The following is a 22,613-nucleotide window of genomic DNA, read 5'->3' as shown; positions in this document are numbered from 1 at the left end:
CGGTGAAACGCCTCCTGCCCCCGCTGCTGGCCCTGGCCGCGCTGCCCCTCCAGGCCGCCGACGGCCTGGCGTCGCAGCTCGCCGGGCAGGCCCCGGGCCTGGACCCGAAGGTGCTCTCGCTGGCGCTGGAAGCCAGCGAGTGCGCGCGCGCCGGCGCGATGGCGCCGGACGCCGAGAAGCTGGCGGTGATCGATTACTCGCTGCCGTCCACCGAGCCGCGGCTGTGGGTGTTCGACCTTGGCCGGCGCAGGCTGCTGTTCGCCGAGCACGTGGCGCACGGGCGCGGCAGCGGCGACAACCTCGCGCAGGCGTTCTCGAATGACGAAGGCAGCCACCAGTCGAGCCTCGGCCTGTTCCGCACCGCCGAGACCTACCACGGCGGCAACGGCTACTCACTGCGCATGGATGGCCTGGAGCCGGGCGTGAACGACGCCGCCCGCGATCGCCTGATCGTGATGCACGGCGCGCCCTACGTGGATCCCCTGCAGGCGCTGAATCAGGGCCGGCTGGGCCGCAGCTTCGGCTGCCCGGCGGTGCGTCCGCAGGTGGCGCGCGAGGTGATCGACACGCTCAAGCAGGGCCAGCTGCTGTTCGCCTACTACCCGGACAAGCAGTGGCTGCAGGGCTCGCGCCTGCTGGGCTGCGGCCGCCAGACCGCGGCGCGGCCGGCGGCGACGCGGCGCGACTAGCCGCAGCGCACCGCGACGACGCGGTTGTCGGCGTCGGTCTCGATGTTCACCCGATCCTCGCGATAGTCCATCGTCACCGCGGTGCCGGGCGGGATCACGCGGTAGCGGTCGGAGCCGGTGTCGGCCTTTACCTTCGCCACCAGCGCTTCGTCGGCGAGCTTGCCCACCGCCCATTGGCCTTTCTCGGCATCGCAGGTCATGGTCATTTCCTCGGCATCGGCGGGCGGCGGGGTGGCGGCGGTTTCGGCGGGCGGGTTGCCGGACCCGGGTGGCGTGGCGCAGGCGGACAGGGCCAGGCCGGCGGTGGCGGCGAACAGCAGCGTGCGCAGCAGGGTCATCGGCGGTCTCCGCGTGAGGAACAGCGGCGAGGTTAGCGCAGCAGGGGTGGCCCCACCTTAACGGGCCGCGACCCGCGGGCCCGGACGTTCCGCCTGGCGCGGGCGCTCAGCGCGCGGACGCCACCGCCGGCGCGTCGCGGAACAGCGCCAGCACGGCCGCGCGGGTCTGCTCCGGGTGGGTTTCCATCGGGCTGTGCCCGGCGCCGGCGATGGTGACGCGGCGCGCCGAGGGCAGGGCCGCCTGCAGGCGGTCGGCGACCTCGGGCTTCACCCAGGCATCCTTCTCGCCCCAGAGGATCAGGGTCGGCACGCGGTCGAGCTCGGCACCGCGCGGATTCACCGGGAACTCGGCCGAGTAGCCGGTCATGATCGCCAGCGCGGTGCCGGGCGTCTTGAGCGGCGTGAGGTAGCCCGCCACTTCCTCGTCGGTGGGATCGCGGCCGTAGGCCTTGGCCAGCAGGCGGCCGAAGCGGTCCTCGTCGAGGTAGCGCGACTCGGCGAGGTTCGCCAGCCAGCGGCGGATGCGCGGCGAGCGGTAGCGCTCGCGGTTGGTGAGCTCGCGCTCGCTCAGGATCGGATTACCGGCGACGTAGACCGCGCGCTCCACCGGCACCTCGCCGCGGCGCACCAGCTCGCCCACCACGCGGGTGCCCATCGAATGCCCGACCAGGCACCAGCCGCTGCCCGGCTGGCGTGCCGCCAGCCACGGCCCGAGCGCGCCGCCGGCGGTGCCCGGGAACGGCTGGCGGGCGCTGTAGCCGTAGGCGGGCAGGTCGATCGCCCAGACCGGATGGCCAGCCGCGGCCAGCGCCGGCGCCAGCTGGCGGAAGGAAAAGGTGGAGCCCCCCAGGCCATGCACCAGCAGCACGGGGCAGCCGCCGGCGGCGCCCGCGGCCGGCCAGTGGCGGACATGCACGCGCACGCCGTCGAGCACCTCGAAGCGCGAGTTCTCGAACGGCTTGGCCTGCGCACCGATCGGCATCATCAGGGCGCAGAGCAGGGCAAGGAGCCGGAGCATGGCGGCATTGGACCGCGGGCGCTGTCGGCGGAGCGTCATGGCATCGTCCTGAAATGGATAACGATAGGTATCAATAGCAGGCCTTTGTTCTGCGGGGCGTGGGTCCCATCGTTAGGCCACCTCCCAGGAGATCCCACCATGACCCGACTGCTCGATACCCCGTATGAACGCAATGGCCTGAAGCTGAAGAACCGCGTCGTGATGGCGCCCATGACCCGTTCGCGCGCCGAAGGCAACCTGCCCAACGCCCTGATGGCCGAGTACTACGGCCAGCGCGCGGGCGCCGGCCTGGTGATTTCGGAAGGCGCCTCGCCCGCGCCGGACGGCCTCGGCTACGCGCGCATCCCGGGCATCTTCAACGAAGCGCAGGCCCAGGGCTGGGGCGCCATTGCCAAGGCCCTGCACGCCAGCGGCAGCCGCCTGTTCCTCCAGGTCATGCACAGCGGCCGCGTCGGCGCCACCGCCAACCTGCCGGCCGGCGAGACCCTGGTCGCGCCCTCGGCCATCCCCGCGGCCGGCGAGACCTGGACCGACACCGCCGGCATGCAGCCCAACGCCACCCCGCGCGCCGCCACCGCGGACGATCTCGCGCGGCTGCGCAGCGCCTACGTGCAGGCGGCGCGCCTGGCGGTCGACCATGGCGTCGACGGCGTCGAGCTGCACGCGGCCAACGGCTACCTGCTCGGCCAGTTCCTGAACCCGCGCAGCAACCAGCGCACGGACGCCTACGGCGGCAGCGCCGAGAACCGCAACCGCTTCGTCATCGAAGTGGTGGACGCTACCGTCGCCGCGATCGGCAAGGCGCGGGTGGGCGTGCGCCTGTCGCCCTTCAACCCGTTCAACGACCTCGAGGTGAACTTCGAGGGCGAGCGCGAGCAGTTCCTCGCGCTGGTGGACGCGCTGGCCGCGCGCGACATCACCTACCTGCACCTGGCCGGCGGCAGCGTCACCGGCGAGCTGCTGGCCGAAGTGCGCCGCCGTTTCCCCGGCACCCTGATCACCAATGGTGGCTACGATGGTGAACGCGCGGAAAACGACCTCGCCAGCGGCGTGGCCGACCTGGTCTCCTTCGGCCGTCCTTTCATCGCGAACCCCGACCTGCCCGAACGCTTGCGTACGGGTGCGCCGATCGCCGACCTTGATGCCAGCACGCTCTACACCCCCGGCGCCGCCGGCTACACCGACTATCCGCGCCTCGGCGCCGGGGCGGTGGCCGCCTAGCGCCCCGACCGACATACACCCCCGCCGCGGCCACGCCGGGCCGCGGCGGTCGCGGAGGTTTCCGGCATGATCCACCGCCTTTCCCGCTGGCCCGCGCTGCTGTTGGTCCTGCTGCTGGCCGCCTGCGCCAGCGACCCCGAGCGGCCCGACCTGGCCCGGCTGTATGAAACCCAGGTGCACCACGCGGCCCAGCCGCCGGTGATCCTGATCCACGGCCTGATGGGCTCGACCCTGGTCGAGCGCGGCACCGGCAAGGAGTTCTGGCCAGGTTCGATCGGCACGCTGGCCTTCAGCGAGTACCGCGAGCTGGCGCGAATGAAGCAGGCGGAACGGGAGGGCGGCGGCCTGATGCCCGGCGACCTGTTCTACGGCGTGGCGCGCACCGATTACTACGGCGCGCTGATCGACGCGCTCGAGACCGTGGGCCGCTTCAAGCGCGGCGAGCCGGGCGAGCCGGTGCCGTCCAACGACCGGCGCCGCTATTACGTGCTGCTGTACGACTGGCGCAAGGAAAACCTCGAGGCCGTGCGCCAGCTGCACGCGCTGATCGAGCAGATCCGCCTCGACTACGGCGATCCGGACATGCCGGTGGACATCCTGGCCCACAGCAACGGCGGCCTGATCGCCAACTACTATCTGCGCTACGGCCCCACCGACGTGCTCGACCAGGAGGTGTTCACGCCCTGGGACGAAGGCGCGCACCGCGTGCGCCGCGTGGTGATGCTGGGCACGCCGTCGCTGGGCGCGGTTTCCAGCCTCGAGCGCTTGCAGCAGGGCTTCAAGGTGGCGTTCCGGGTGGTGCCGGTGGAGGTGCTGGTCACCTTCGCGACCCCGTTCGAGGCGCTGCCGCATCCCGAGTCCCGGGTGGTGCTGTCGCCCGAGGGCCATCCGATCGACTTCGACATCTACGACCCGGACGCCTGGCGCGTGCGGCGCTGGTCGGTGTTCTCGCCGGAAGTGGAGGCGCGGGTGATGGCCGCCGCCCCGGACCCGCACACCGGCGCGCTGGAGATGGCCGAGCTGCAGGGCTTCTTCGTGCACCACCTGGCGCGGGCCAAGCGTTTCCAGCTGGCGCTGAGCGCGCCCGTGCGCGCCAACGGCGTCGAGGTGGCGGTGTTCGGCGGCGACTGCAGCCTCACCCCGACCTACGCGGTGCTCGACCGCGACGCCACCGGGGAGCGCCTCGTCGTCCGGCCGGAAGAGGTGAAGGCGCGCGCGCCCGGCGTCGACTACGAGCGCCTGATGCTGCACCCCGGCGACGGCCTGGTGACCCGCGAATCGCAGCTGGGCCGCGGCCTGGCCGACCTGCCGGGCCAGCCCGGCCGGTTCTTCCCGCTGGCCCAGAGCTTCTTCCTGTGCGAGCGCCACGACCAGCTGTCGGTGAATCCGTACTTCCAGAACAACCTGCTCAACTTCCTGCTGGCCCAGTAGCCGCACGGGCGCCGGGCGGGCATAGAATGCCGGCATGAAGGACCTTCGCTCCCTGCTGATCGACTGCCGCATCGAGTTGCGCAAGCAGGCGCGCGATTTCCAGAAGTCGGAGCTTTGCGAGCGCCTCGACCTCGCGATCCAGGCGCAGTCCAGCGCCAACGCCACCGCCGCGCTGGCGGTGGCCGCCAGCGAAGCGGGTCCGCCCGCGACCCCCGGCAAGACCCAGACCGTCAGCCAGGTCGCGCTGGCCTGGCAGACCGCGGCCCGCGACCTGAAGTTCAGCGAGCCGGCCATCTACACGCGCATGGGCGAGAAGGTCATGCGCCTGCTCGAGGCCAAGACCCTGGTCGACCCGGCCACCGAGATCCTGCAGCTCGAAGCCAGGCTGGCCGAACTCCAGGCGCAGCTCGAGAGCCGCCACCAGGCCCAGCAGGCCCTGGCCATGGAGCACGAAGCGCTGCTCGGCGCGGTCGCCAAGGCGGTGCCCAAGCTCAAGGACGGCGGCGGCGATCGGCTGGCGGTGGCGCTGGCGCGCGTGGCGTGGCTGCGCGCCGAGGCCGACAAGGCCAGTACCGGCGCCCCGGCAGCGTCCACCCGGCGCGCGCCCGAGCCGCAGGACACCGTGCCCACGCCCGAACTGCTGGGCGCCGTGGCCGCGGGCGCCGCGACGCTCACCAAGGAGCAGCGCGAGTGGTGCGTCGGCGAAGCGATGGTGCTCACCGGCTTCCAGTACACGCCGGTCGAATTGCTCGAGAAGGGCGACGCCCACGTCGCGCGCCTGATCGTCGACGCGCGCAAGGGCTGAGGGCGCGCCGTGGCGGACGCCTGTCCCTGCGGGCGCGGCGACTACGCGCGCTGCTGCGGCCCGCTGCACGCCGGCGCCGCGGCACCGGATGCCGAGGCACTGATGCGCTCGCGCTACAGCGCCTACGCGCGCGGCGACGCCACCTACCTGCAGGCCACCTGGCACGCCAGCACGCGGCCGGCTTCCCTCGACCTCGCGGCGGATCCGCCGCTGCGCTGGCTGGGCCTGGACGTGAAGCGACACGCCGCCGACGGCGACCGCGCCACGGTGGAATTCGTCGCGCGCTGCCGGCAGGGCGGCGGCCGCGCCGCGCGCCTGCACGAAACCAGCCGCTTCGTGCGCGAGGACGGACGCTGGCTCTACGTCGACGGCGACGTGTCCGGCGACTGAACGCCGACGCTGCGCCCGGCCTTCCGGCCGATGCACCGGCCGCAGGCGCGACTAGACTCGCGCTTCCCCCGGCATGAACGCGAAGGTCACCGCATGACGCACCGTTGGCTGCTCCCGCTGATACTCGCATTCTCCTTGCCCGCGTTTGCCGCGCCCCCGCCGATCGCGGACAGCGGATCGGCGTCCGATGACGCGGCGGCCGGATCGGGCGTCGATCGCGCTGCGCAGCCCGAGCCCGTTGTCGAGAACGAAGCGGACGACCTTCCTCCCGGCGCACGCATCCTCGACACCATCGTCGTCAGCGGCGTGCAGCCTGGCCCCGGGATGTGGAAGGTGTCGCGCGACGGCCGCGTGCTGTGGGTGTTGGGCACGCTGTCGCCGCTGCCCAATCGCATGGAATGGAACTCGCTGGAGGTGGAGCGGCGCATCGCCGCCGCCGGCGTGCTGCTGATGCCGCCCAGGGTGACCATGACGGCCGAGGGTGCCGGGCTCGGCGGGCTGTTCCTGGTGCCCTCGCTGATGAAGGCGCGCAACAACCCCGAAGGCGAATTGCTCGAGGACGTGCTGCCCGCCGCTGACTACGCGCGCTGGCAACGGCTCAAGGCGATGTACCTGGGCCGCGACCGCGGCGTCGAGAAGCGCCGCCCGTTCCTGGCCGCGATGGAATTGCGCGACAAGGCCTTCGACCGCGCCGGGCTGTCATGGCGCGACGTGGTCGGCCGCGCCGTGCGCCGCGCCGCCAAGCGCGCCGACGTGCCGGTGGAGCAGCCCGCGGTGTCGCTGGTGATCGAAGACGCCAGGGCCGCGGTGAAGGAGTTCCGCCAGAGCGGGATCGACGACCTCGCCTGTTTCCGCACCACGCTGGACCAGGTCGAGAACGACCTCGACACGCTGGCCCTGCGCGCCAACGCCTGGGCCATCGGCGACCTGGCCACGCTCGAGGCCCTGCCCTACGCCGACAACGCGAAGGCCTGTACCGACGCCCTGCTGGGCACCGGGCTGGCGAGAAGCCGGGGTTTCAGTGACCTGCCCGCGCGCGTCGAGGCGGCCTGGCTGGCCGCGGCGGAAAAGGCGCTGGCCACGCACGCCGAGAGCGTCGCGGTGCTGCCGATGGCGCGGGTGGTGGGCGAGCGCGGCTACCTCAGGGCGCTGGCCGCAAAGGGCTACGCGGTGGAAGCCCCGGCCCCGGAATGACGCCGCCGCGGCGAACCGCGGCGGCGTTCCTGGCGATGGCTCAGAAGCGGTAGCTCAGGCCGATGCGGAAGCTGTCGAACTCCAGCGACTGGCGGAAGGTCTCGGTGTAGGCCGGGGTCACGAAGCTGCTGCCCGCCAGGTAGGCGGTGTCGTAGCTGAAGTCATCGGCGTCGGTGCGGATGTACTCGGCGCGCAGCGACCACTGGTTGCCGAAGTCGTACTCGTAGCCGGCGCCGATCTCGGTGGCGTCCAGCGTCTCGCTGGCGACGCCGCGCTTGAGGTAATTGCCGTTGCTCGCGACCGAGGCCGACGCGTCGGCGTCCACGCGCGCCACGCCGCCGGTCAGGTAGAACAGGTGCTGGCCGCTGGCGTAGCCGAAGCGGGCGCGCAGCGACATCTTCGAATCGACGTCGATGGTGTTGCCGAAGTCGTACGTCAGGCTCGGGAAGGTGGCCGTGGGCTGCGGGCCGGTGGACCGGCTTTCCTCGAAGTGCATCTGGCTGTGGTCGAGCTCGGCGCCCAGCACGAAGCCATTGGCGAACTGGTGCAGAACGCCGAACTGCAGGCCATAGGTGCTGTCGCTCGGGTCGAAGCTCGAGGACCAGCCGTTGGTGACGTCGTCACGCAGGCCCTGCGACTCGATCGACCACTGGCCGCCGAGCGAGGCGCGGGCATCGGCGTCGCCGCTGGCGTGGCCGGCGTGGATGCCGACGTACCAGCCGCTCCAGTCGCCGTTGGCGGCGAGGGCGGAGGTGCTGAGCAGGCAGGAGGCGGCGAGGATCAGGAGGCGGTGCTTCATGGGGAGTCCTTTGGAAGTTCGGGGCAAAGCGCCGCCCCTTCGCGGGGAGCGCTGATCCAAAGAACGAAAAAGACCGTGAAGAAGTGCCAACCCGTGGCGCCGGGCGCGGGGCTTCGGCAAGCATTGGGCGGGGTCCCGGGCCGGCTGGACACCGCGGCGGGGAGGGGTAAAGGGATGGCGCGCCCGACAGGATTCGAACCTGTGACCCTTGCCTTCGGAGGGCAATACTCTATCCAGCTGAGCTACGGGCGCTTTGGCCGCGGATTATGGCACCGATGGCGGCGCCGGTCTAAGGGGCGCCCGGGGCGAGTGTGGCGCGGTTCACGGCCTGCGGCTCGCCGGGTTCCTTCATCGCCGAAGGGGCGGTAGTGTCGGGGTCATCCGTGACACGGGCCCGCCACGCGTGGATTCAGCTTTCCTCAACAGCCTGCTGCTGCACCCGTCGCGTCGCGCCCTGCTGGTGCTGGATGCGGCGGGCAGGTTCGTCACCGGCAACGACCGGGCCCGCGACCTGCTGACGCCGGCGCTGGAGGAGGCGCTGCGGCCGGTGCTGGCCGACGCGATCGCCCAGATCGCGCGCCACCCGGGCCGCCAGGTGCACCACTCGCACCGCGACGGCGACCGGGTGCTGGACTGCGTGCTGCAGGCGGCCCTGGACGAGGACGGCCGGATCCTGGGCTACACCGCCAGCCTGTTCAATCCGGGCGAAGAGCCCGAGCTGGCCGAATCACCGAGCCGCGCGCGCTGGCGCTTCGCGCTGGAGAACGCGCAGGACGGGCTCTGGGACTGGAGCGCCGACACCGGCCGCGTCTACCGGTCCGCGCGGTGCCTGGGCATGCTCGGTTACCCGCCCGACTACCTGGCCGACAACCTCGACAGCTGGCGCGACCTGGTGCACCCCGACGACCAGCCGCGGGTGGCCAACGCCCTCAGCCTGCACCTCGACGGCCAGCGCGAGGGCTACCAGTCGGTCTACCGCGCCCGCGATGCCAGCGGCGGCTGGCGCTGGATCCTCGACCGCGGCCGCGTGATCGAGTGGACCCTGGACCGCAAGCCGCGGCGCGTCATCGGCACCCACACCGACATCACCGAGTACAAGCTGATCGAGCAGCAGCTGCGCGAGCGCGAGCTGCTGATGAACCAGGCCCAGCACGTGGCGCGCCTGGGCAGCTGGAGCTGGGATCCGCAGACCGACGAAATCTGGTGGTCGGACGAACTCTTCGTGATCGCCGGCCTGCCGGCCGACCAGGCGCCGCCGCCGTTCCGCGGCCAGCGCCACCTGTACGAGCCCGAATCCTACGAGCGCCTGAAGGAAGCCTCGCGCCGCACCCTGGCCACCGGCGAGCCCTACGAAATGGAGCTGGTGATGGTGCGCCCCGACGGCGAGCGCCGCTTCACCAAGGCCCGCGGCGAAGGTATGCGCGCGCCCGACGGCCGGGTGCAGCGCCTGGTCGGCGTGATCCACGACATCACCGACCAGGTGCTGGCCGAGCGCAATTCGCGCTGGCGCAGCGATCTGCTCAACCGCATCGCGGCGATGGGCCGCATCGGCGGCTTCGAGATCATGGCCGACGGCCAGCTGCAGTGGACCGACGAGAACTACCGCATCCACGGCATCGAGCCGGGCACGCCGGTGAGCGTGGAGACGACGCTGCCGAGCTACGACGAGCTGTCGCAGCAGCGCATGCGCGAGGCGATGGCGCGCATGTTCGCGGGCGAGTCGATCGAGGAGTCGCTGGAGGTCACCTACTACACGCCGGATGACCGCCGCATCTGGCTGCGCATCACCGGCCGCCTGGAGCGGGTGGACGGCCAGCCGCACCATATCACCGGCCTCACCCAGGACATCACCGAGGAGCACGAGGCCAACGAGCAGATCGAGCAGCTGGCGCACTACGACACGCTGACCGGCCTGCCGAACCGTTTCCTGTTCCGCCGCCGCGCGCTCGATGCGATCGCCTCGGTGCGCAACGGCGAGCCGCCGCTGGCCTTGCTGTTCCTGGACCTCGACCGCTTCAAGAACGTCAACGACACCCTGGGCCACGAGGCCGGCGACCGCCTGCTGCAGGAAGTGGCCGGGCGCCTGCGCCAGTGCGTGCGCGGCAGCGACCTGGTCGGGCGGTTAGGGGGCGACGAATTCCTGGTGCTGTTGCGCGAGGTCGGGCGACCCGAGGACGCCGCCTACGTGGCGCGCAAGATCATCGCGGCGCTCAGCCAGCCGGTGTCGCTGGGCGAGCACGAGGCGCACGTGGGCTGCAGCATCGGCATCGCCCTGCTCAACGAGGGCAGCCCGGACCTCGAGGCGCTGCTGCGTTCGGCCGACACCGCGATGTACGCGGCCAAGGACGCCGGCCGCAACACCTTCCAGTTCTACAACGACAGCTTCTACGAGAAGGTGCAGCGCCGCGTGACGCTGGAGCAGGAGCTGCGCCAGGCGCTGGCGCGGCACGAACTGTCGCTGGTCTACCAGCCCACGCTGTCGCTGCGCGACGGCCGGGTGGCGGGCATCGAGGCGCTGCTGCGCTGGCGCACCACCGCCGGCGACGCCCGCTCACCGGCGGAGTTCATACCCATCGCCGAGGAGTGCGGCGAGATCCTGGCCATCGGCCGCTGGGTGCTGGGCGAAGCCTGCCGGCAGGCGCGCGAGTGGCACGAGCAGGGCCTGGTGTTCGACCGCATCGCGGTGAACGTATCGGCGGTGCAGCTGCGCGACCCGCAGTTCGCCACCGACGTGCTCGAGATCTGCGCCCGCAACCGCTGGCCCACCGACCGGCTGGAGCTGGAGCTGACCGAATCGGCCCTGATGCGCGACACCGAGGTGCTGCGGCGCGCCTTCGACCTGTTCTCGGCCAATGGCATCTGCCTGGCCGTGGACGACTTCGGCACGGGCTTCTCGAACCTGGCCTACCTGCACCGCTTCCCGGTGCGCCACCTGAAGATCGACCGCAGCTTCGTGCAGCAGATGGCCGAGGGCGAACGCCTGCGCGGCCTGACCCAGGCCGTGGTGAGCCTGGGGCATGCGCTGGGCATGGAGGTGGTGGCGGAGGGCGTGGAGACCGAGGCGATCCTGGCGATGCTGCGCGCGCAGGGCTGCGACCAGGCCCAGGGTTATCTGTTCACGCGGCCGCTGGAGCCGGCGGCGCTGGGCACGTGGCTGCGTGCCCAGGCCGGCTGACGGATCTCAGCGCGCGGGCGGCGAATACATCGCCGCGTTGATGCAGGACAGGATGCTGACCACGAACCAGCCGAAGGGCAGCAGGCTCAGCGTGATAAGCCAGGTAATGGCGAACGCCGCACAGGCGAACAGGAACCAGAGCACGGCCGAAACGAAGCGTCCCTGGACCAGCTGGCCCAGCCCGGGCACGAAGAAGCTGCAGATGGCGGCGATGACGTTGCCGGTGGAGCCCTGGCCTGCACTCATGGTCGTGGTTCCCTTGGTGGTGGATGGCAATCCGTAAGTTGGGGACGCGCCGGCACCGGGTCAAGGCCTGCGGCCGCGGGAGTGTCGTCGGTCATGGGCGCGGCCTGGCGCTCTGCTAGGCTTTGCGGATGTCCTACGAACGCCATGCACCGCCCCTTCCCGACCGTGCGCCCAAGACCTGGCGCGAGCGCTGGCCGCTGTACTGGCAGCTCGTGCGCGGCGATCGCCCGGTCGGCATCCTGCTGCTGCTGTGGCCGACCTGGTGGGCGCTGTGGCTGGCCGCGGACGGCGTGCCGCCGCTGGGCACCCTGCTGATCTTCACCGCCGGCGTGTGGCTGACGCGCTCGGCCGGCTGCGTCATCAACGACTACAACGACCGCTGGCTCGACCCGCACGTCGAGCGCACGAAGGCGCGGCCGCTGGCCACCGGCGCGGTGTCGCCGCGCGAGGCGCTGGTGCTGTTCGCGGTGATGATGCTGGTGGCGTTCGGGCTGGTGCTGCTGACGAACCGGCTGACGGTGGCGCTGAGCGTCGCCGCGGCGCTGCTGGCCGCGACCTATCCGCTGCTCAAGCGCTACACCTACCTGCCGCAGGTCTACCTGGGCATCGCCTTCGGCTGGGGTATCCCGATGGCGTTCGCGGCGGTGCAGGGCAGCGTGCCGCCGATCGCCTGGCTGCTGTTCCTGGGCAACCTGCTGTGGACCACCGGCTATGACACCTGGTACGCGATGGTGGATCGCGAGGACGACCTGCGGGTGGGTTCGAAGTCGACCGCGATCCTGTTCGGCGACGCCGACCTGATCGCCCAGGGCGTGATCTACGCCGGCTTCTTCTGGGCGATGTGGCTGGTGGGCGCGCGCGCCGGACTGGGCCTTCACTACCAGGCCGCGCTGGGTGTCGCGCTGGTGCTGGTGGCGGTGCAGTTCTGGATGGCGCGCGGGCGCGACCGGGCGGGCTGCTTCCGCGCCTTCCTCGCCAACCAGTGGGTCGGCCTGGTGGTGTTCGTGGGCATCGCCGCGCACTACGCGCTGGGCTGATCCGCGGACGTCCGGCGTCCACGACGCCGGTCGTGACATCGGGCACATGTCCGGGCGTGGCGCGCGCCGGAGACTGCACGCCCCGCCGAGAACCCATCCCATGAACCGACCGATCCTGCTCTCCGCGCTGCTGCTGGCGGCGCTGCCGGCCGCCGCCAACGAAACGGCATCCGCCGCGCCCAGCCGCGAGCACTTCGCACCGCCGGGCATGGAGGCGTCCTACCACGTGATGCACTACACGCCGGTCGTGAAGGCGGGCGACCTGGTGATCGTGTCGGGGATCCCGGCCGGGCACGGCGACACCTACGAGGACAAGGTGCGCAACATGTTCCGCGCGCTCGAGCGGCACCTCGCCACCTCGGGCGCCACCCTCGGGGACGTGGTCGAGCTGACCAGCTTCCACGTGGGCGCCACCGATGCCGAGGCGTTCAATGCCGAGTTCGCGCGCTTCGCGCCGATCCACGAGGAATTCTTCCCCGACCACTACCCGGCCTGGACCGCGGTGGGCACGACCGCCCTGCTGCAGCCCGGGGCACCGGTGGAGCTTCGCGCGATGGCGGTGATCGGGTCGGGCAAGTCGCCGCGCGCGGCGATCCCCCCGCCGGCCCCGCGCCGTGCGCCGCCGGCCCAGGCGCAGGCGAACGACTAGCCCTCGGACCCGGGCTGCGGCGCCCGCGCGACGACCCAGGCCTCGACCCGGAGGACGCCCGCCCGCCGGAGCGCCCGGGCGCACTCGCCCAGCGTCGCGCCGGTGGTCATCACGTCGTCGAGCAAGGCAACCCGCTCTGGCCAAGGGCCGGGCGCCGCCACGAAGGCGCCCCGCACGTTCCCGTGCCTGGCCGGGGCGCCCAGCGTGGACTGGGCCGCCGTGGCGCGGACCCGTCGCAGCCCGTCGGCCCGCAGCGGGAGGTTCAGCGCCCGGCCCAGCGGGCGGGCCAGCTCCAGGGCCTGGTCGTAGCCCCGCTCGCGCAGGCGACGCGGGTGCAAGGGCACCGGCACCAGGGCCTGCGGGCCGCCCGCCCGGAGTGAATTCCCCGGCCCGCCGGCGGCCGATGCCGCGGCCAAGGCCTCGGCCAGCAGTTGCCCCAGCAGGCGGCCGGCCGCCAGGTCGCCGTGGAACTTGAAGCGAGGCAGCAGCCGGTCGAGCGGGAATCGGTAGGCGAGGGCCGCGACCGTGGCGTCCAGCGGCGGCGGCCGGCGCAGGCAGCGACCGCAGTAGTCGCCGCCCGGCACCGGCAGGGCGCAGCGCGGGCAGGCGGGGTGGTTCCAGGGCAGGGCGTCCCGGCACGCGGCGCAGAGGTCGCGGCCGCCCGCGCCCGGGGCTTCGCAGACCAGGCAGCGGGGCGGCAGCAGCGCCTCGCCGATCCACCGGGAAAAAAGGACAGGCCAGCTCATGCCGCGATGTGCTGCACTTCACGGATTCGCGGCCGCGGACGGGGATAGCCTCCGGCTTCGGGTTGGCGGTCCGTCGGGGGGCGGCCGTCAACCTGGGGCGGGGCGGTTTGGTTGACAGGGGTGGGCATGCTCACCAGACTGCCGCACTCCATTAATGCAGCGCCGTCAGGGGTTTGCCATGTCTGCCGTCATCCGCCACGACTGGACGCGCGAAGAAGTCCTCGCGCTGTTCGATCTCCCCTTCCCCGTGCTGATGCAGCGCGCCGGCGCCGTGCACCGCGAGCGCTTCGACCCGAGCGAAGTCCAGGTCTCGACCCTGCTGTCGGTCAAGACCGGCGGCTGCCCCGAGGACTGCGCCTACTGCCCGCAGGCCGCGCGCTATAACACCGGCGTGGACGCCACCAAGCTGATGAGCACCGAAGAGGTGCTGGAGAAGGCCCGCGCCGCCAAGGCCGCCGGCGCTTCGCGCTTCTGCATGGGCGCCGCCTGGCGCAGCCCGAAGGACCGCGACATCCCGAAGGTGGCCGAGATGATCCGCGAGGTGAAGGCCCTGGGCCTGGAGACCTGCGCCACGCTCGGCATGCTCAAGGCCGACCAGGCCGTGGCCCTGCGGGCCGCCGGCCTCGACTACTACAACCACAACCTCGATACCGCGCCCGAGTTCTACGGCGACGTGATCAAGACCCGCGAATACCAGGACCGCCTGGACACGCTGGGCCACGTCCGCGACGTCGGCATGAAGACCTGCTGCGGCGGCATCGTCGGCATGGGCGAGTCGCGCGCGCAGCGCGCCGGCCTGCTGCAGGCGCTGGCCAACCTGCCGGCGCACCCGGATTCGGTGCCGATCAACCGGCTGGTGCAGGTGGAAGGCACGCCGCTCAAGGGCACCGCGCTGCTCGATCCGTTCGAGTTCGTGCGCACGATCGCCGTTGCCCGGATCGTGATGCCGGCGTCGATGGTGCGGCTGTCGGCCGGCCGCGCCGAGATGAACGACGAGCTGCAGGCGCTGTGCTTCCTGGCCGGCGCCAACTCGATCTTCTACGGCGAGAAGCTGCTGACCACCGGCAACCCGGACGTCGACGCCGACCGCGCCCTGTTCGACCGCCTGGGCCTTCGCCCGATGGAGGTCGTGCAGGAATCGAACACCGTGCACGCCGACATCGTCGCGTCGGCCGCCGCGACCTGCGCCGCCTGACATGCCCCGCCAGCGCCTCGCCGAACGCCTTGCCGCCGCCCGCGCCGCCCGCGAGGCCGCGCAGGCCGTGCGCACCCGGCGCGTGGTCGAGGCGCGCGAAGGCATGCAGGTGCTGGTGGATGGCCGCCAGCTCACCAGCTTCTGCGGCAACGACTACCTTGGCCTGAGCCAGCACCTCGACGTCGTGGCCGCGCTGCAGGAAGCCGCCGCCTGGCACGGCGTCGGCAGCACCGGCTCGGCCGGCGTCAGCGGCCACCACGCCGAGCACGCCGCGTTCGAGCGCGAGATGGCGCAGTGGCTGGGCTACGAGCGCGGCCTGTTCTTCGGCAGCGGCTACCTGGCCAACCTGGCGGTGCTGCAGTCGCTGCTGGGCGAAGGCGACCTGTGCGTGCAGGACAAGCTCAACCACGCCTGCCTGATCGACGGCGCGCGCCTGTCGCGCTGCGAGCTCAAGCGCTATCCGCATGCCGACGTGGAAGCCGCGATGCGCCAGCTGATGACCCGCCGCGACGGCGTGGCCCTGCTCGCCACCGACGGCGTCTTCAGCATGGACGGCGACCAGGCGCCGCTGGCCGACCTGGCGCTGGTGGCGCGCGCGCAGGACGCGCTGCTGTACGTGGATGATGCGCACGGCGTGGGCGTGCTGGGGCCGGAAGGCCGCGGCAGCCTCGCCGTCGCGGGCCTGGGCGCGCGCGAAGTGCCGCTGCTGCTGGTGCCGCTGGGCAAGGCCTTCGGCGGGCAGGGCGCGATGCTGCTGGGCAGCCATGCGGTGGTTGGCCACATCGCCGAGACCGCGCGTCCGTATCTCTATTCCACCGCGCCGGCGCCGGCGATGGCCGCGGCGATGCGCGCGAGCCTGAAGCTCATCCGCAGCCAGCCCTGGCGGCGCGCCAAGCTGGCCTCCCTGGTGGCGCGCTTCCGCCGCGGCGCGTCGGCGCTGGGGCTGCCGCTGCAGGAATCGTTCACGCCGATCCAGCCGATCGTGCTGGGCGACAACGCGCGCGCGCTGGCGCTGTCGGCCGCGCTCGAGCAGGCGGGCTACCTGGTCACCGCGATCCGGCCGCCGACGGTGCCCGAGCAGCAGGCGCGGCTGCGCATCACGCTGAGCTGCGAACACAACGAGCGCGACGTGGATGGCCTGCTGGCCGCCATGGCCGAGGCGCTCGGCACGCTGAAATCCCCGCTCCCGGCATGACCCTGTTCCACGACGTGCGCGGCCAGGGCCCGGACCTGGTGCTGCTGCATGGCTGGGCCATGCACGCGGGCATCTTTGCGCCGCTGGTGGCGCGGCTCGAACCGCATTTCACCCTGCACCTGGTCGACCTGCCGGGCCACGGCCGCAGCGCCGGCGCCGGGCTGCCGCTGCGGCTCGCGGATGCCGCCGACGCAGTGGCGGCGGTGGTGCCGGCGCGTGCGCTGTGGCTGGGCTGGTCGCTGGGCGGGCTGGTGGCGCTGCAGCAGGCGGCAGCGCGGCCCGAGGCGGTGCGCGGGCTGGTGATGCTGGCCGCGAGCCCGCGCTTCGTGCGCGGCGAGGACTGGGCGGCGGGCATGGACGCCGCGGTCTTCCGTAATTTCGCGAGCGAGCTGGGCCGCGACTACCGCGGCACGCTCGACCGCTTCCTGATGCTTGAGGCGCAGGGCTCGGACCACGTGCGCGAGGAACTGAAGCTGCTGCGCAGCGAAGTCTTCGCCCACGGCGAGCCGGCCGCCGACGTCCTTTGCGATGGCCTGGGCTTGCTGGAGGACAGCGACCTGCGCGCCGCGCTGCCTTCGCTGGCGATGCCGAGCCTCTGGCTCGCGGGCCGGCGCGACCGGCTGGTGTCGCCCGCGGCGATGCGCGCGGCGTCGGAGGCGGCGCCGCAGGGTCGCTTCGTGCAGGTGGAAAGCGGCGGCCACGCCCCCTTCCTCACCCACGCCGGTGACGTGGCCGACGCGCTGCTGGCCTTTGCCGCGGATTGCCCGCCGTGAGCGGCCTGTTCGACCGCCGCCACCTGCGCCGCGCCTTCGGCCGCGCCGCGCCGAACTACGCCGCGGTCGCCGCGCTGCAGCGCGAGGCCGAGGCGCGCCTGCTCGAACAGCTCGATTACCTCGACGACCGCCAGCCCGCGCGCATCCTCGACCTCGGCTGCGGCCCCGGCCGCGCCGCGGGCGCGATGAAGAAGCGCTGGCCGAAGGCCGAAGTGATCGCGCTCGACGCCGCGCTGCCGATGCTGCGCGAAGTGCCGCGGCACACCCGCTTCTGGCGGCCGGTGCGGCGCATCAATGCCGACGTGTCGCAGCTGCCGCTCGCCGACCAGTGCGCCGACGTCATCTTCTCCAGCCTGTGCCTGCAGTGGGTGGACGACCTGCCCGCGACCCTGTCGGAATTCCGCCGCGTGCTGCGCCCGGGCGGGCTGATGCTGCTGTCGACCTTCGGCCCGGCCACGCTGTCGGAGCTGCGCGATGCCTACCTCGCCTGCGGCGAAGTGCCGCCGCTGTCGCCGTTCGCGCAGATCCAGCAGGTGGGCGACGCGATGCTGGCGGCGGGCTTCAGGGACCCGGTGCTCGAGCGCGACGAGTACACGCTCACCTATCCCGACCTGCGCGGCCTGATGCAGGAGCTGCGCGCGATCGGCGCCGGCGATGCGCGCCGCGACCGGCCGCGCGGGCTCGGCGGCCGCGGCCGGCTGCAGCGCGTCACCGCGCACTACGAAGCGCTGCGCCGCGACGGCGTGCTGCCCAGCACCTGGGAAGTGATCACGGCCCAGGCCTGGGGTCCGGCGCCGGGCGCGCCGCGGCGCGAGGGCGGCGCCGACCTCGCCAGTTTCCCGGCCGATCGCATTCCGGTGCGGCGGCGGTAGACTCGGCGGGTCCCCCCGACCCGGAGTCGCCATGAACCGTCTTTCCTCCGAGCGCCTGCTCGTCCTGGCGCTGGCCGCCAGCCTCGCGGGCTGCGCCACGACGCGCACCGAGATCGCGTCCACCGATGACGCGGCCGTGCTGGAGGGCACCGAATGGCGCCTGGTCGCCGCACCCGGCGAGGCCTCGGTGCCCGACGTGGGCCCCGGCGCCGCCACGCTCCGCTTCGAGTCCGAGCGCTTCTCGTTGGGCGGCCCCTGCAACAGCCACACCGGCGGCTGGTCGCGCGACGGCCTGCAGCTGCGGCTCGGCGGCGAAGGCGCCGCGATCGCCAGCACCCGCCGCATGTGCCCGCCGCAGATCATGGCGCGCGAAACGGCGCTGCTGCAGGCGATGGCGGCGCCGCTGACGCTCGGTTTCGACGGCCCGATCCTGCAGCTGCGCGCCGCCGATGGCGCCACCTGGCGCTTCGACAGCCGCCCGCCGGCCGCCAGCGCGCCGCGCGAACGCATCGTCCAGATCGCTGGCCAGCGCGCGCCGTGCACGGGCATCGCGCAGCAGCTGTGCCTGCAGGTGCGCACCCAGCCGGGCGCGCCGTGGGAGCTGCACTACGGCGACATCGAGGGCTTCGACTGGAAGATGGGCGTGGAGTACGTGCTGCGCGTGCGCGAAACCACGGTGGCCAACCCGCCCGCCGACGGCAGCGCGCGGCGCTGGCAGCTGATCGAAGTGCTCGACAGCAGCGAGCCCTGATCAGGCGCGGGCGCCGGCCAGCCGGTGCCGGCGCATGCCCGGGACCCGTGTGTCCGGACAAGGCAGTCGCATCCGTTCGGTTCCAAGGGTCGTGTCCCCCGGAGAACGTGATGGCGGAGCAATCGCGAGGGTCTTACTTTTCGCTGGTGAGCGGACTGCTGCTGTTCCTCAGCCTGGCGGCGTTTTCCGACAACCTGCTGACGGACATCCGCCAGCCCAGCAACAGCGACCCGAAGATGGTGGTGCACGGATTGTTCGGGCTGGCCTGGAACGTGCTGCTCGTGGTGCAGGCCAACCTGGTCCGCGTGCGCAACCTCGCCCTGCACCGCAAGCTCGGCATCGCCACGATGCTCGTCGGCCTCGGCGTGACGCTAAGCACCCTCTACCTCTTCATCGTGCTGTGGAAGGGCTGGGACAACATGGCGCCCGAGGTGCGCGCCAACCGGCTGCTGCTGCCCGGCTTCGCGCTGTTCCTGCTGCTGGCCTGGCTGCGGCGTGGCCGCGCCGACTGGCACAAGCGGCTGGTGCTCGCGGGCAGCTTCCTCATGCTGGGGCCGGTGCTTTCGCGCTTGTACGATCCGTTGGTCGTGCCGTTGATGGAGTCGCTGGCCCCGGCCTTCACCGCGCGCGTGGACGAGGTGGGCTTCCTGGTGTTCTTAGTCGTGGCGTGGGTCGGGTTCTTCCTGTCGCTGGCCGCGTACGACTGGAAGACCCAGCGGCGCGTCCATCCCGTCACGATCACCGGATTCGCCTGGCTTATGCTGGCCTGGCTGGTCAGTGCCTTCAGTTGATGGCTTGGCCGACGGAATCTTTCACCCTCCGCAGGAAGTGCGCATGAAGTTGAAGTCGTTGCTGCTTGCCATCGTCGGCCTGGTCGTCGCCGGCTTTTACGGACTCGAATCCTTCCTGAACTTCCAAGCCAACGGATTCGGCGCACCCTTGCTTGTGAAGCTGCTGATCTGCGCCGCCGGCGTTTACCTCTTCGTTCGGAGCATCGCGCGAATCAAGGCCCCGGGATGAGCAAGCGGCGCGCCCGGAGCCGCGGCATCCGCCATCCCGCCAGGAACGCGGTGGTATTCGCGCTGGCTGCGCTCGCGGGCATCGCGCTGGTGTGGGTCGGCGTGGTGGACATGCGCGAAACCGGCCGGACCGGCTCGCCATGGCTTGCGCTGGGGCTGTTGCCAGCGCTGCTTTGCCCGATCGCCATGGTCCATTACTTGAAGCACATCCGCGTGTTCCGCGACCTGCGAAGCGGACGGAGCGCGATCGCGCGCTGGACGGTGCCCGCGGACGAATTCGATCGTTTCCGCGAGGAACAGCAGCGGATTCCCGCGGCCAGCATCCTGGCCAACTTCTACCGGCCGCCGGCGAAGACGCCGGCCGGCGGCGTCGAAGTGATCTTCTCCGAATCGGGCGTGCTGGTTGGCGACGGCTATTTCCCGCTCTCCACCCTGGACGGGCGACGACTCCAGAGCGTGCGGTACGTCGCTTCCGATCCGCCGTCGATCGAGTTCGGTACGGTGCTCGATACCCTGGTCCAGACGTCCAGCGTCACGACCGGCAGCGTGCGCACGGGCGGCACGCTCCGCGTTCCCGTGGCGCGTGACGCCCGGCAGCAGGCAGGCGTGGTCGTGGACCGGTATCAATCCCTCTCCGGCACGGCCGGTTCCCGGCGCTAGACCCACCGACATGCCGACCCCGATGACGCCTCGCGACCACCGCCCTGTCCCGTCGAAGCCGCTAGCCCCGGCCAGCGGCCTCGCCGACCGGTTGCGCCGCAAGCTGCTCGTGCTGCGGGCGGCCTGCCTGCTGCTGGTCGTGGCCTGGGCGGCGGTACTGGCCTTCGCCGCGCGGGGCGGGCGCCTCGACGTCACCAGCTCGCGGAGCGGCACGCGCTTCGGCTCGCCCTCGCTGACCCGCACGGTCAGCGGCACGGACACGCCCTGGGTGTTCCTGTTCGAGCTGATCGTCCACTTCGCGATCGGCGTCGCGATGGTGGCGATGCTGTACTTCGTCCTGGCCAGGCTGGTCGGGCATTTCCACGGCCGCCGCCTGCCGTTCTTACGGCGACGCTATCCGCATTGACGGCGGCGGTTCGGCCGGTTGCCGGGCCCGGGAGGCGGCTGCCCCCCGGAGAGAGGACTCAATCGCCGCCGGCCTGCGCTGCGCGCGTCAGTGCAGCGCGTCGTGGCCGCCCAGGTCCTCGTGGCCACCGCCGGATTCAAACGTGCGCACGCGCTTGGCGTCGCGCCGCGCCTCGGACAGCCGGCGGATGGATTCGCGCAGCGAGGCGGCGTCCTTCAGCCAGGGCAGGTGGATCTCCGGCGTGGACGCGTCGGTGGTGAACAGCACCACTTCGCCCAGGCCGAACATCCGCTCGAAGAAGGTCTGCTCGAGCCGGGTATCGCGCACGCGGTAGAGCTCGAGGTCTTCGGTGGTGCGGTTGAGGACGCCGCGGCGGATCGACAGCCGCTGGTCGGTCAGCGTGTACACCGTGTTGCGCACCACCAGCCAGCGCCACAGCGCCCACGGGATCGGGATCAGCAGCAGGCAGGCCAGGAACCAGCCGGCGTTCTGCCACTGCGAGGGCGTGCCGGTCCATTCGCTGCGTTCGGTGTCCATGCTTGCTCCGGTGGTGTTCATGCCGAGACCTGGGCGATCCAGTCCTCGAGGTTGTAGTAATTGGTGATGCGGGTGATGGCGCCGTCCTCGACGTCGAAGAAGGCGCCGCCGGGCAGCACGTACTTCTGCCCGTGCGCGGGCGGCAGGCCGGTGTCGTTGGCGAGGTACTCGCCGTGCACCACGTATTCGGCGGCGACGCGGGTGCCTTCCTGGTTGGCCATCACCACGATGTCGCGCAGCTGTTCGCGGTAGCAGCGGTTCATCCGCGCCAGGAAGGCGGCGAACGCGACCTTGCCGGTTTCGCGCGCGCCCTGGTTGATGTCGTGCGCCACCTCGGGGTCCAGGCGCGCGAGCATGCCCTCCCAGTCGCCGCGGTTGAAGGCGGCGTAGTAGGCCAGCACCAGTTCGATGGCGCGGTCGGCCGCGCGGTTGCCGTCGACGATCATGTCTTGCCTCGGGGGGATCACCAGGGGAGGGCGGCCAGGTCCACGTTGCCGCCCGACAGGATAAGCCCGATCCGGCGGCCGGCGAAGGGCCCGGGGTAACGCAGCACCGCCGCCAGCACGGTGGCGCAGGAGGGCTCGATGATGATCTTCAGGCGCTCCCAGACCAGCCGCATGGCCGCCACGGTCTCGGCATCGGTCACCACGAGGGCCTGCAGGCCGTCGCGGCGCATGATGGCCAGGTTGATGGCGCCGACGGTGCCGCGCAGCCCGTCGCACACGGTGTCGGGCACGAAGTCGGTGACATGGCGCTGCTGGCGCAGCGACTCGAAGGTTTCGGCCGCCCCGGCCGGCTCGGCGCCGAACACCGGCGTGCCGCGCGCGGCCAACAGGGTGCCGCAGGCCAGGCCACCGCCGCCGAGCGGGGCCAGCAGGGCGTCCAGCGGGCCGGTTTCGTCCAGCAGCTCCAGTGCCGCCGTGCCCTGGCCGGCGATCACGCGCGGGTCGGTGTAGGGATGCACTAGCGTGGCGCCGGTCTCGGCCTGCACGCGCGCCGCGGCGGCTTCACGCGCGGCGATGGTGGGCGCGCAGCGATGCAGCACGGCGCCATAGGCTTCGATGGCCGCCAGCTTGCTGAGCACCGCGCCTTCGGGCACCACCACGTGGGCGGGAATGCCGCGGCTGCGCGCCGCCAGCGCCAGCGCGGCGCCATGGTTCCCCGAAGAGTGCGTGACCACGCCGCGGGGCGCGATGGCGTCATCCAGCGACCACACCGCGTTGCAGGCGCCGCGGAACTTGAAGGCGCCGCTGCGCTGGAAGTTCTCGCACTTGAAGTGCAGCTCGGCGCCGGCCAGCGCGTCCAGCGAGCGCGAGTGCAGCACCGGCGTGCGGTGCGCATGCGGGGCGATGCGCGCGGCGGCGGCGAGGACGTCGTCGAAGCCGGGGAGGTCGGGGGTCATGGGCGGTCCGTCGTGGGTCGCGTGCTAGCCTAGCAAACCGCTGCACGCCTCCCCCGGAAACCCGC

Annotated in this window: 26 protein-coding genes and 1 tRNA gene; 18 read left to right on the top strand and 9 right to left on the bottom strand. The window is 72.0% G+C overall.

The window, feature by feature from the left end; genetic code table 11:
• The first annotated feature begins 2 nt into the window (after positions 1 to 2).
• A complete protein-coding gene (locus VFV21_RS07525) occupies positions 3 to 689 on the top strand; it encodes a murein L,D-transpeptidase catalytic domain family protein (protein WP_414638514.1) in 687 nt (228 codons plus the stop codon).
• On the opposite strand, the gene VFV21_RS07520 is transcribed toward VFV21_RS07525, so the two are convergent.
• Both VFV21_RS07520 and VFV21_RS07515 read right to left on the bottom strand, forming a co-directional pair.
• Positions 686 to 1,027, bottom strand: coding sequence for an I78 family peptidase inhibitor (locus VFV21_RS07520; protein ID WP_329668812.1), 342 nt, complete (start codon positions 1,025 to 1,027; stop codon positions 686 to 688). The two genes, VFV21_RS07525 and VFV21_RS07520, sit on opposite strands and share 4 nt — an antisense overlap.
• 106 nt (positions 1,028 to 1,133) lie before the next feature.
• Positions 1,134 to 2,045, bottom strand: coding sequence for an alpha/beta hydrolase (locus VFV21_RS07515; RefSeq protein WP_329668811.1), 912 nt, complete (start codon positions 2,043 to 2,045; stop codon positions 1,134 to 1,136).
• Positions 2,046 to 2,183: 138 nt separating this feature from the next.
• On the opposite strand from VFV21_RS07515, the gene VFV21_RS07510 reads away from it, so the two are divergent.
• The 5 genes from VFV21_RS07510 to VFV21_RS07490 all read left to right on the top strand — a co-directional run bounded on the left by VFV21_RS07510 (position 2,184) and on the right by VFV21_RS07490 (position 7,086).
• Positions 2,184 to 3,266 (top strand): alkene reductase, encoded by a 1,083-nt coding sequence (locus VFV21_RS07510; RefSeq protein WP_329668810.1) that lies wholly within the window; start codon positions 2,184 to 2,186, stop codon positions 3,264 to 3,266.
• Positions 3,267 to 3,332: 66 nt separating this feature from the next.
• A complete protein-coding gene (locus tag VFV21_RS07505; protein ID WP_329668809.1) occupies positions 3,333 to 4,697 on the top strand; it encodes an esterase/lipase family protein in 1,365 nt (454 codons plus the stop codon).
• Positions 4,698 to 4,731: 34 nt separating this feature from the next.
• Positions 4,732 to 5,502, top strand: coding sequence for a hypothetical protein (locus VFV21_RS07500; RefSeq protein WP_329668808.1), 771 nt, complete (start codon positions 4,732 to 4,734; stop codon positions 5,500 to 5,502).
• Positions 5,503 to 5,511: 9 nt separating this feature from the next.
• On the top strand, positions 5,512 to 5,892 hold the full coding sequence (locus VFV21_RS07495; RefSeq protein WP_329668807.1) for a YchJ family protein: 381 nt from the start codon (positions 5,512 to 5,514) through the stop codon (positions 5,890 to 5,892).
• A 93-nt stretch (positions 5,893 to 5,985) separates the two neighbouring features.
• Positions 5,986 to 7,086, top strand: coding sequence for a TraB/GumN family protein (locus VFV21_RS07490; protein ID WP_329668806.1), 1,101 nt, complete (start codon positions 5,986 to 5,988; stop codon positions 7,084 to 7,086).
• Positions 7,087 to 7,126: 40 nt separating this feature from the next.
• Here VFV21_RS07490 and VFV21_RS07485 read toward each other — a convergent pair whose 3' ends face one another.
• Positions 7,127 to 7,885, bottom strand: coding sequence for an outer membrane protein (locus tag VFV21_RS07485; protein WP_329668805.1), 759 nt, complete (start codon positions 7,883 to 7,885; stop codon positions 7,127 to 7,129).
• Between the two features lie 175 nt (positions 7,886 to 8,060).
• Positions 8,061 to 8,137, bottom strand: a tRNA-Arg gene (locus VFV21_RS07480).
• Positions 8,138 to 8,288: 151 nt separating this feature from the next.
• Between VFV21_RS07480 and VFV21_RS07475 the strand changes: the two genes are divergently transcribed.
• Entirely contained in the window at positions 8,289 to 11,060 is a 2,772-nt protein-coding gene (locus tag VFV21_RS07475) for a sensor domain-containing protein (protein WP_329668804.1), read from the top strand.
• A 6-nt stretch (positions 11,061 to 11,066) separates the two neighbouring features.
• On the opposite strand, the gene VFV21_RS07470 is transcribed toward VFV21_RS07475, so the two are convergent.
• Positions 11,067 to 11,306, bottom strand: coding sequence for a hypothetical protein (locus tag VFV21_RS07470; RefSeq protein ID WP_034213944.1), 240 nt, complete (start codon positions 11,304 to 11,306; stop codon positions 11,067 to 11,069).
• Positions 11,307 to 11,434: 128 nt separating this feature from the next.
• On the opposite strand from VFV21_RS07470, the gene ubiA reads away from it, so the two are divergent.
• Positions 11,435 to 12,343 carry a 4-hydroxybenzoate octaprenyltransferase gene (gene ubiA, locus VFV21_RS07465; RefSeq protein ID WP_329668803.1) on the top strand — a complete coding sequence of 303 codons (909 nt, stop codon included), beginning with the start codon at positions 11,435 to 11,437 and terminating at the stop codon, positions 12,341 to 12,343.
• Positions 12,344 to 12,443: 100 nt separating this feature from the next.
• Entirely contained in the window at positions 12,444 to 12,992 is a 549-nt protein-coding gene (locus VFV21_RS07460; RefSeq protein ID WP_329668802.1) for a Rid family hydrolase, read from the top strand.
• On the opposite strand, the gene VFV21_RS07455 is transcribed toward VFV21_RS07460, so the two are convergent.
• Positions 12,989 to 13,738 carry a ComF family protein gene (locus VFV21_RS07455; protein WP_329668801.1) on the bottom strand — a complete coding sequence of 250 codons (750 nt, stop codon included), beginning with the start codon at positions 13,736 to 13,738 and terminating at the stop codon, positions 12,989 to 12,991. The genes VFV21_RS07460 and VFV21_RS07455 overlap by 4 nt on opposite strands.
• A gap of 178 nt (positions 13,739 to 13,916) precedes the next feature.
• On the opposite strand from VFV21_RS07455, the gene bioB reads away from it, so the two are divergent.
• The 9 genes from bioB (at position 13,917) to VFV21_RS07410 (ending at position 20,609) form a co-directional block, all read left to right on the top strand.
• Positions 13,917 to 14,933 (top strand): biotin synthase BioB, encoded by a 1,017-nt coding sequence (gene bioB, locus VFV21_RS07450; protein WP_329668800.1) that lies wholly within the window; start codon positions 13,917 to 13,919, stop codon positions 14,931 to 14,933.
• A gap of 1 nt (position 14,934) precedes the next feature.
• Positions 14,935 to 16,128 (top strand): 8-amino-7-oxononanoate synthase, encoded by a 1,194-nt coding sequence (bioF, locus tag VFV21_RS07445; RefSeq protein ID WP_329668799.1) that lies wholly within the window; start codon positions 14,935 to 14,937, stop codon positions 16,126 to 16,128.
• Between the two features lie 2 nt (positions 16,129 to 16,130).
• A complete protein-coding gene (gene bioH / locus VFV21_RS07440; RefSeq protein ID WP_329668850.1) occupies positions 16,131 to 16,901 on the top strand; it encodes a pimeloyl-ACP methyl ester esterase BioH in 771 nt (256 codons plus the stop codon).
• On the top strand, positions 16,898 to 17,773 hold the full coding sequence (bioC, locus tag VFV21_RS07435; protein WP_329668798.1) for a malonyl-ACP O-methyltransferase BioC: 876 nt from the start codon (positions 16,898 to 16,900) through the stop codon (positions 17,771 to 17,773). The genes bioH and bioC overlap by 4 nt, the downstream gene beginning before the upstream one ends.
• A gap of 31 nt (positions 17,774 to 17,804) precedes the next feature.
• Positions 17,805 to 18,524 (top strand): META and DUF4377 domain-containing protein, encoded by a 720-nt coding sequence (locus VFV21_RS07430; protein ID WP_329668797.1) that lies wholly within the window; start codon positions 17,805 to 17,807, stop codon positions 18,522 to 18,524.
• Between the two features lie 146 nt (positions 18,525 to 18,670).
• Entirely contained in the window at positions 18,671 to 19,315 is a 645-nt protein-coding gene (locus VFV21_RS07425; RefSeq protein WP_329668796.1) for a hypothetical protein, read from the top strand.
• 43 nt (positions 19,316 to 19,358) lie between these two features.
• Positions 19,359 to 19,544, top strand: coding sequence for a hypothetical protein (locus VFV21_RS07420; protein WP_329668795.1), 186 nt, complete (start codon positions 19,359 to 19,361; stop codon positions 19,542 to 19,544).
• Complete coding sequence (locus VFV21_RS07415; protein ID WP_329668794.1) at positions 19,541 to 20,203, top strand: hypothetical protein; 663 nt, start codon at positions 19,541 to 19,543, stop codon at positions 20,201 to 20,203. Before VFV21_RS07420 ends, VFV21_RS07415 begins: the two co-directional genes overlap by 4 nt.
• Before the next feature lie 10 nt (positions 20,204 to 20,213).
• Positions 20,214 to 20,609 carry a hypothetical protein gene (locus VFV21_RS07410; RefSeq protein WP_329668793.1) on the top strand — a complete coding sequence of 132 codons (396 nt, stop codon included), beginning with the start codon at positions 20,214 to 20,216 and terminating at the stop codon, positions 20,607 to 20,609.
• Positions 20,610 to 20,696: 87 nt separating this feature from the next.
• Here the strand turns inward: VFV21_RS07410 and VFV21_RS07405 are convergent, their stop codons facing one another.
• The 3 genes from VFV21_RS07405 to VFV21_RS07395 are packed head-to-tail and all read right to left on the bottom strand — an operon-like array spanning position 20,697 to position 22,548.
• Positions 20,697 to 21,146: a PH domain-containing protein gene (locus VFV21_RS07405; RefSeq protein WP_329668792.1), complete on the bottom strand. Its 450-nt coding sequence runs from the start codon at positions 21,144 to 21,146 to the stop codon at positions 20,697 to 20,699.
• A 17-nt stretch (positions 21,147 to 21,163) separates the two neighbouring features.
• Positions 21,164 to 21,592, bottom strand: a complete 429-nt coding sequence (locus tag VFV21_RS07400) for a ketosteroid isomerase-related protein (protein ID WP_329668791.1) — start codon at positions 21,590 to 21,592, stop codon at positions 21,164 to 21,166.
• A 17-nt stretch (positions 21,593 to 21,609) separates the two neighbouring features.
• A complete protein-coding gene (locus VFV21_RS07395; protein ID WP_329668790.1) occupies positions 21,610 to 22,548 on the bottom strand; it encodes a pyridoxal-phosphate dependent enzyme in 939 nt (312 codons plus the stop codon).
• Between the last annotated feature and the right edge of the window lie 65 nt (positions 22,549 to 22,613).

The organism is Arenimonas sp., assembly GCF_036275555.1.
GTDB lineage: Bacteria > Pseudomonadota > Gammaproteobacteria > Xanthomonadales > Xanthomonadaceae > Arenimonas.
Note: the sequence above shows the minus strand (reverse complement) of the source record. Positions and strands in the feature narration are given on the sequence as shown.

Coding starts and splice junctions, on each gene's coding strand:
- VFV21_RS07520 (WP_329668812.1), bottom strand. CDS start 1,027: ATGACCCTGCTGCGCACGCTGCTGTTCGCCGCCACCGCCGGCCTGGCC.
- VFV21_RS07515 (WP_329668811.1), bottom strand. CDS start 2,045: ATGCTCCGGCTCCTTGCCCTGCTCTGCGCCCTGATGATGCCGATCGGT.
- VFV21_RS07510 (WP_329668810.1), top strand. CDS start 2,184: ATGACCCGACTGCTCGATACCCCGTATGAACGCAATGGCCTGAAGCTG.
- VFV21_RS07505 (WP_329668809.1), top strand. CDS start 3,333: ATGATCCACCGCCTTTCCCGCTGGCCCGCGCTGCTGTTGGTCCTGCTG.
- VFV21_RS07500 (WP_329668808.1), top strand. CDS start 4,732: ATGAAGGACCTTCGCTCCCTGCTGATCGACTGCCGCATCGAGTTGCGC.
- VFV21_RS07490 (WP_329668806.1), top strand. CDS start 5,986: ATGACGCACCGTTGGCTGCTCCCGCTGATACTCGCATTCTCCTTGCCC.
- VFV21_RS07485 (WP_329668805.1), bottom strand. CDS start 7,885: ATGAAGCACCGCCTCCTGATCCTCGCCGCCTCCTGCCTGCTCAGCACC.
- VFV21_RS07470 (WP_034213944.1), bottom strand. CDS start 11,306: ATGAGTGCAGGCCAGGGCTCCACCGGCAACGTCATCGCCGCCATCTGC.
- ubiA (WP_329668803.1), top strand. CDS start 11,435: ATGTCCTACGAACGCCATGCACCGCCCCTTCCCGACCGTGCGCCCAAG.
- VFV21_RS07460 (WP_329668802.1), top strand. CDS start 12,444: ATGAACCGACCGATCCTGCTCTCCGCGCTGCTGCTGGCGGCGCTGCCG.
- VFV21_RS07455 (WP_329668801.1), bottom strand. CDS start 13,738: ATGAGCTGGCCTGTCCTTTTTTCCCGGTGGATCGGCGAGGCGCTGCTG.
- bioB (WP_329668800.1), top strand. CDS start 13,917: ATGTCTGCCGTCATCCGCCACGACTGGACGCGCGAAGAAGTCCTCGCG.
- bioF (WP_329668799.1), top strand. CDS start 14,935: ATGCCCCGCCAGCGCCTCGCCGAACGCCTTGCCGCCGCCCGCGCCGCC.
- VFV21_RS07430 (WP_329668797.1), top strand. CDS start 17,805: ATGAACCGTCTTTCCTCCGAGCGCCTGCTCGTCCTGGCGCTGGCCGCC.
- VFV21_RS07420 (WP_329668795.1), top strand. CDS start 19,359: ATGAAGTTGAAGTCGTTGCTGCTTGCCATCGTCGGCCTGGTCGTCGCC.
- VFV21_RS07415 (WP_329668794.1), top strand. CDS start 19,541: ATGAGCAAGCGGCGCGCCCGGAGCCGCGGCATCCGCCATCCCGCCAGG.
- VFV21_RS07410 (WP_329668793.1), top strand. CDS start 20,214: ATGCCGACCCCGATGACGCCTCGCGACCACCGCCCTGTCCCGTCGAAG.
- VFV21_RS07405 (WP_329668792.1), bottom strand. CDS start 21,146: ATGGACACCGAACGCAGCGAATGGACCGGCACGCCCTCGCAGTGGCAG.
- VFV21_RS07400 (WP_329668791.1), bottom strand. CDS start 21,592: ATGATCGTCGACGGCAACCGCGCGGCCGACCGCGCCATCGAACTGGTG.
- VFV21_RS07395 (WP_329668790.1), bottom strand. CDS start 22,548: ATGACCCCCGACCTCCCCGGCTTCGACGACGTCCTCGCCGCCGCCGCG.